The 7659-nt window shown below is 37.1% G+C and carries 7 protein-coding genes; all 7 read right to left on the bottom strand.

Annotated features, from left to right (window positions below; all coding sequences use genetic code 11):
• Nucleotides 1–909, bottom strand: a 909-nt coding sequence (locus QZ548_RS06215; RefSeq protein WP_295869112.1) for a MiaB/RimO family radical SAM methylthiotransferase, incomplete at its 3' end; no start/stop codon positions are given.
• 24 nt (nt 910–933) lie between these two features.
• Complete coding sequence (locus tag QZ548_RS06210; RefSeq protein ID WP_295869110.1) at nt 934–1665, bottom strand: 16S rRNA (uracil(1498)-N(3))-methyltransferase; 732 nt, start codon at nt 1663–1665, stop codon at nt 934–936.
• Complete coding sequence (locus QZ548_RS06205; RefSeq protein ID WP_295869108.1) at nt 1662–2525, bottom strand: 50S ribosomal protein L11 methyltransferase; 864 nt, start codon at nt 2523–2525, stop codon at nt 1662–1664. The genes QZ548_RS06210 and QZ548_RS06205 overlap by 4 nt, the downstream gene beginning before the upstream one ends.
• 55 nt (nt 2526–2580) lie before the next feature.
• Nucleotides 2581–3738, bottom strand: a complete 1158-nt coding sequence (gene dnaJ, locus QZ548_RS06200) for a molecular chaperone DnaJ (protein ID WP_295869107.1) — start codon at nt 3736–3738, stop codon at nt 2581–2583.
• Between the two features lie 16 nt (nt 3739–3754).
• Complete coding sequence (dnaK, locus tag QZ548_RS06195; RefSeq protein WP_295869105.1) at nt 3755–5596, bottom strand: molecular chaperone DnaK; 1842 nt, start codon at nt 5594–5596, stop codon at nt 3755–3757.
• A gap of 28 nt (nt 5597–5624) precedes the next feature.
• Nucleotides 5625–6170 (bottom strand): nucleotide exchange factor GrpE, encoded by a 546-nt coding sequence (gene grpE, locus QZ548_RS06190; protein WP_005386696.1) that lies wholly within the window; start codon nt 6168–6170, stop codon nt 5625–5627.
• Between the two features lie 12 nt (nt 6171–6182).
• Complete coding sequence (gene hrcA, locus QZ548_RS06185) at nt 6183–7199, bottom strand: heat-inducible transcriptional repressor HrcA (protein ID WP_295869103.1); 1017 nt, start codon at nt 7197–7199, stop codon at nt 6183–6185.
• Nucleotides 7200–7659 lie beyond the last annotated feature (460 nt).

Genomic DNA, 7659 nt, shown 5'->3' with positions numbered 1-7659 from the left:
TGCAATGATATCAGTAGTAATTGATAAATCCTTAATAAGAGACCGTAAACTTGCAATCAAATCTTTATATTCTTGCAATGTATAATGGCGTTTCATCAACTTTAATACATGATCAGAACCGGCTTGTAGAGGTAAATGTAAGTGTGGACAAACACGTTTATTGGTAGCCATTAACTCTACTAACTCATCAGAAACTTCTACTGATTCAATAGATCCAAAACGAATGCGGTATAAATCAGGAATCTCTAATAAAGCTTTGACTACATCAGCCAACGTAGGGCGACCTGGCAATTCAACGCCGTAATTTCCCAAATGAATACCCGTTAACACGATTTCATGGAATCCATGTTCTACTAATCGTTTTGCTTCTTGTACAATATCATCAACTTTACGAGATTTTAATTTTCCTCGAGTATACGGAATAATACAAAAGGCACAGTAGTTATTACAACCTTCTTGAATTTTCATGAAAGCACGAGCTTTATCAGATTCATTACCATATAAAGGCATTTCTTCAAAGTTGGATTCGTTCATGATATCCCGTACAGCATTGATTTGACGCTCTGTAGATTCCAATTGTTCTACGAGCTCAACGATTTTTGACCGGTTATTAGTGCCGATAACGAGATTAACACCATCGATAGCTGCAATCGCATCAGGATCAAGCTGAGCATAACAACCAGTTACAATCACATAGGCATCTTCGTTTTGACGCTTCGCTTTACGAATTAATTGACGAGATTTCTTTTCCCCCATATTCGTTACAGAACATGTATTAATTACATATATATCTGCTTTTTCATCGAAGTCTACAGCTTCGTAGTTATTTTGTAAAAATAAACCTTTCATAGCATCTGTATCATATTGATTGACACGACACCCTAGGGTTGTAAACGCAACGGTTTTCATTGCACCTCTCTATTCTTGTTTAATTTATAGTTCTAATTCATATTGAATCATCGCTAATGATCCAATAGCAGCCGTTTCAGCACGCAAAATAGTATTGCCTAACGAAACTGATTTACCGCCACTTTCTATAATAGCATTGATTTCCTTCTCTTGATAGCCCCCTTCTGGACCAATACAAATTAGTATATCTGTAATTGACTCATCAGAGTTGACCTGTGAAAGAACATCTTTAATAGTATGTCCATCTTCATTTTCATAGGCTACCAATTTTAATGCGTTGGATTCTATTTCTAATACTTTTGAAAGATTTTCACCGACTACAAGCGTTGGCAGTTGATTACGACCACATTGTTGAGCCGCTTCTAGCATTATTTTCTCCCAACGGGTAACCTTTGTTTGTAATTTCTTGTCATCATATTTAGCAACACAATTAGCGGTAGATATAAGATACACTGTATCTACATTTAACTCTGTCGCCTTTTGTAATACCCATTCTAGCTTTTCACCTTTTAATAAAGATTGAACAAGGATAGTACGATAAGAAGATACATTTGACTCTACGTATTTAATAAGTTTTGCTTGAGCTTTGCCATCTATTTCTTCTGTAATTTGATATATACCACACCGATTGTCGCTGCCGGTTACAGTTATGGGCTTCTCCATATTATGACGAAATACATGCAGTACATGATGTGTCACATCTGTTGGTAATTCTATGGTTTCATCTAATGGTGTAGGAATAAAAATCTTTTTCATCGCTTTTCTAGCGCAAATGTATGCCAAGGCCCTGCAATGCGCTCCTCAATAATATGCCAATTAGCCTCAATATATGGCATGATTTCATCATACCGATCATCTATAATACCACTAATGATTAAAATGCCTTCATCATCCAGTTTCTTACCAATTTGAGGTAATAGTATTTTGAGTGGATCTACAGTTAGGTTAGCTAATATTATTTGAGCAGTACCATTGAAATCACTATCCAAATTACCACAAATTATTTCAGCTGATACATGATTATTCTCACAGTTAATGCGCGCTTGATTAGCAGCATACTCTTCTATATCAATACCAACTAAATGTTTGATGCCTAACTGGGCTGCGATCAATAAAAGAATACCAGTACCAGTACCAATATCTAAACAAGTAACTGTATCAAGATCCATTGATTCACTATAGGATTTCAATAATTCTGCACATGTACGTGTTGTCTCATGCGAGCCAGTACCAAAGGAAATATCAGAATCGATTTCAATAATGGTTTTATTATCTACATTATCGTATTCCTGCCATACAGGTTTAATAATCAAATTAGGTAGAATCTCTGTGGGTTCAATATATTGCTGCCAAGAATTAAGCCATGTAGATTCATCTAATATATTTGTATCAATTGATGTAATACTAATATTTGCTTCTGTAAGACGATTTTCTAAATCTGACTTAATTGTATCTAAATCCAATGATGGATCTGCATACATTGTTAATTTAATTAAATTGGGTTGATTTTCTACATCTTCTTCTATAATTCCATTGTCTGCATAATCGTCAAAAAGAGTAGTCACCTCATCGGTGGCTACTCTTTCACAGACAATGGATACTTCTATCCACTGCATATATGCTCCTTTATAGGGAATGTGACGGAACAAACCATTCCTTCACATGAGCTGTTCATTTAGTCAAACAGTCCTTAATTTTTTCAAAGAGACTTTTGCTCACTTGTAAGTTATTTACATCTTCGTTACTTTCGTTAGCAAAGCGTAATAACAACTCACGTTGAGTATCTGTCAACTTCTTAGGCGTTTGGACAGTTACCACAATATGCTGGTCCCCTCGTTGTTTAGGGTTACGTAAATATGGAATACCTTTGCCCTTTACGCGGAATGCCGTTCCCGTTTGAGTACCTTCCGGAATCTTTAACTCTACTTTACCATCTAAGGTGTTAACTTGTATAGTCGCACCTAATGCAGCTTGAGCAAAGCTAATATTTACACGGCTAATAACGTCATTACCATTTCGTTCAAATTCCTTGTGAGGACGAACAAAGATATATACATAAAGATCGCCTTTAGGACCACCTAAAATGCCTGGTTCCCCTTCATTAGCAACACGTAAGCGAGAACCGCTATCTACGCCGGCAGGAATCTTGATAGAAATCTTGCGTTTAGCAAGCATTTCACCGGTACCACGACATTTAGAACAAGGTTTTTCAATGCTTTTACCAGTACCATGACAGCGAGAACAAGTGCGAACGGACTGCATACGCCCAAATGGAGTATTTTGAATAACCGCTTCTTGACCAGAACCATGACAGTTTGGACAAGTATCGACACGAGATCCTGGTTCACCACCAGTACCATGACAGTGATCACATTCTTCATGACGATGCACTTCTATTTCCATAGATTTACCAAAGGCTGCATCTTCAAAGGAAATATCAATATCTTCGCGCAAATCATTACCTTTTTGAGGGCCTTGTTGTTGGCGACCACCGCCAAACATACCGCCAAAAATATCGCCAAAGATATCACCAAAGCCGCCAGCTTGACCACCGAAACCACCAAAGCCACCTTGGAAACCACCGGCGCCAGCGCCGCCTCCTTGTTTGAAGGCGTCGTGGCCGAATTGGTCATATTGAGCTTTTTTAGTTTCATCAGACAATACTTCGTAAGCTTCGTTAGCTTCTTTAAACTTTGCTTCTGCTTCCTTTGGATTATCTTTATTTACATCTGGATGGTATTGGCGAGCCTTTTTACGGAAGGCTTTTTTAATTTCATCTTGGGTTGCATTTTTGCTGACTCCTAAGATGTCATAATAATCTCGTGCCATTAGTTACCAACCCTTCTTATTTCTTATCGTCATCCACTACTGTGTAATCAGCATCAACTACATTGTCATCAGCTTTTGTTTGTTGTTGACCTTGTTCTGCACCACCTGCTGCTTGTTGAGCTTGTTGTGCTGCTGCATACATTTGTTCAGCTAATTTATGTAATGGTTGTTCCAAAGCTTCACTATCTTTTTTGATGTCTTCAATGTTGCCAGCTTCGATAGATTTTTTCAATTTATCTTTTGCTTCTTCAACTTCTTTCAACAAAGCTGTGTCGCCTTTACCATCAAGTTCTTTCAATGCTTTTTCAGCTTGGTATACCAAGGAATCTGCATTGTTCTTAACATCTAATTCTTCTTTTCTAGCTTTATCTTCTGCTGCATGAGCTTCAGCTTCTTTAACCATGCGTTCGATTTCGTCTTCTTTCAAGCCGCTAGAAGAAGTAATTGTAATTTTTTGTTCTTTTTGAGTACCCAAATCTTTAGCTTTTACGTGTACGATACCGTTAGCATCGATGTCGAATGTTACTTCGATTTGAGGAACCCCACGAGGAGCTGCTGGGATACCATCCAAGTTGAAGCGACCCAATGTTTTATTATCTGCTGCGAACTCACGTTCACCTTGCAATACATGGATATCTACAGATGGTTGGTTATCTGCTGCAGTGGAGAATACTTGAGATTTAGATGTAGGAATTGTAGTGTTACGATCGATAATACGTGTGAATACACCACCCATTGTTTCGATACCAAGAGACAATGGAGTTACATCAAGTAACAATACGTCTTTTACTTCACCTACTAATACACCACCTTGAATAGCCGCACCGATAGCTACACATTCATCAGGATTAACGTTTTTAGTTGGTTCTTTACCCAATACTTTTTTAATAGCTTCTTGTACAGCTGGAATACGGCTAGAACCACCAACTAACAATACTTTATCGATATCGGATGCAGATAAACCAGCATCGTTCATAGCTTTACGAGTAGGTTCAATAGTAGCTTGTACCAAATCAGCTGTCAATTCTTCGAATTTAGCACGAGTCAATGTTACATCCAAGTGTTTAGGACCAGTAGCATCAGCTGTGATGAATGGCAAGTTGATATTTGTGCTAGCTACGCCAGATAATTCAATTTTAGCTTTTTCAGCAGCTTCTTTTAAACGTTGATCAGCTAATTTATCATTGGATAAATCGATACCAGTTTCTTTTTTGAATTCTTCAATAAGGTAGTTCATAATGCGTTGGTCGAAGTCATCGCCACCAAGATGGTTATTACCAGATGTTGCCAATACTTCAAATACGCCATCACCAAGTTCAAGGATAGATACGTCGAATGTACCACCACCAAGGTCAAATACAAGAACTTTACCGTCTTCATCTTTATCTACACCATATGCAAGAGCAGCTGCTGTAGGTTCGTTGATGATACGAAGTACTTCAAGACCAGCAATCGCACCAGCGTCTTTTGTAGCTTGACGTTGAGCATCTGTAAAGTATGCTGGAACTGTAATAACAGCTTGTTTTACAGGTTCGCCCAAGTAAGCTTCTGCATCAGCTTTGATTTTTTGAAGAATCATAGCAGAAATTTCTTGTGGTGTATAAGATTTACCTTCTACAGTTACTTTGTAGTCAGTACCCATGTGACGTTTAATAGAAATGATTGTGTTTTCTGGGTTAGATACAGCTTGACGTTTAGCTAATTGACCAACTAAACGTTCGCCATTTTTTGCAAAACCAACAACGGAAGGAGTTGTACGCGCGCCTTCTTGGTTAGTAATAACCGTAGGTTCGCCGCCTTCCATAACCGCAACACAAGAGTTTGTAGTACCTAAATCAATACCAATTACCTTTGCCATAATATATGCCTCCTAAAACCTTTATAATCTATTCAACAACTTTTACCATTGCTGGACGAATACAACGACCATCAACAGTATAGCCAGTTTGCAATACTTCACATACCGTATCAGATTCATATTCATCTGACGGCACTCGCATAATTGCTTGATGGAAATTTGGATCAAATGGTTTGCCAACCGCATCGATAACGGCTAAACCATGTTTAGATAACATAGCCATCAAGTTTTGATGAATCATGATAAATCCATCAAGGAATACCTTAGCATCACCTTCTGCTGGACTTTGAACAGCTCGTTCAAAGTTATCTAATACAGGAAGTAAATCTGTAAGTACATCCCCTTTAACATATCCTGCAAGTTGCTCTTTTTCTTGGTTAGTACGACGTTTGAAGTTTTCAAAGTCAGCTTGCAAACGCTTATACCGATTATCGAAATCTGCTTTAAGCTCATCTAATACGTGAGCAGCGTCAGCAACAACTTCTTCAGTTTCTTCCACAGCCGGTTCCTCTACATTAGTAGCATTTGCTGTTTCGTCTACTGTTTCTTGTTTAATGTCTTGTTCTTCAGCCATTATATACCCTTTCTATTTTTGTTCTTTTACCATAGATTCCATCATATGTTTCATGTGAGACAACATTCCAATAATACGACCATATTCCATACGTGTCGGTCCTAGAATAGCAAGTGTACCAATAGGCTGATCTTGATTTGTGAAATCAGCTTGTACCACACTCATAGAATGTAGTGCTTCAGTATCATTTTCATCGCCAATCTTTACCTTCACAGGTGTAGGTGAATCATCCTTTAAAAGTTGTCCCAATTGATTTTGCTCTTCCACTAATGAAAGTAAGGGTTGTACTTTTTCAACAGACTTAAACTCTGGTTGATTTAACAACTCCGTGGTACCTACAGAATAGAACAACTTACGTTTATTAATTGCTCGTAATAATGTTTCTGAAAGGATCATCAAAATCCCTTGGGGTCCTTCCATATGAATCAAAAGTGTTCCTAACGCTTCAGCCGTTACATGACCAATACTTACATTCTGTAATGCATTGCTAAATTGCATAGCTAGACTTTGTAAAAGTTCTGGTGAAATACTTTCACCAAAGTACATCAGCTCATTATCAAGTGCACCTGTTTCGGTGATAACTACCATAATGGCTTGATGACTATCTAGCGGTAATACATGAATGTATTTAATTAATGCTCTATCATGGGCTGGTGCCAAGAATAAACTCATGCTATGGCTAACTTGTGATAACAATTTAGCCATATTTAAGAAAAGCTCACTCGTCGATCCATTGGAATGTTTCCATAACATTTCAATTTTTTCAGCATCCTGTAATGGAACAGGTTGTTGACTCAACATAGAATCAACATATAAGCGATAGCCTTTTGCTGAAGGAATACGTCCAGCCGATGTATGAGGTTGCTCTAAATAGCCTAACTCCTCTAAATCGGACATTTCATTTCGCACTGTTGCCGGACTTATACCAAGATTATAATTCTTAGCAATGGTTCTTGACCCTACCGGTTCAGCAGATTTAACGTAGTCTTCAATTATGGCTCGCAAGATGCGCTGTTTTCTTTCATCCATAATGACACCTCTTGTTAGCACTCATAAACTTTGAGTGCTAATCGCATGTATAATATTATCACATTGGAAAAAATTGTCAAGCAAAAAAATCCTTAAAAAGTCAAATAATACCTATTTAGTCAAAAAGACAATTCAATATTTTTGATTAATTAGTCAAAAAATCAAAGTATAACAATAAGAAAACACTTATACTATCTACGTTTATGTCATATCCTAAAATTTCAATCTTAGAATATGTTGGTCTAATAAAATTTATGTTATTAAAACCTGAAATAGTATAAGTGTTAATATTTGTAATAATTCTATTGTAATTTTGTTGTTAATGAACTCTTAGTTAGATTACTTTCTAGCCATTCGAATTTATAAATTAAGAATCGTAAACCAGAACCATAAATCAATGAGAAGTATAAATATAATAATTTATAGTTCTACACCTTCTAATGGATTACCAAGTCGTTCT

This window comes from uncultured Veillonella sp. (genome assembly GCF_915069625.1).
Classification (GTDB): Bacteria; Bacillota; Negativicutes; order Veillonellales; family Veillonellaceae; genus Veillonella.
The sequence above is the reverse complement of the archived record's forward strand: the minus strand, read 5'-3'. Positions and strand labels throughout refer to the sequence as shown.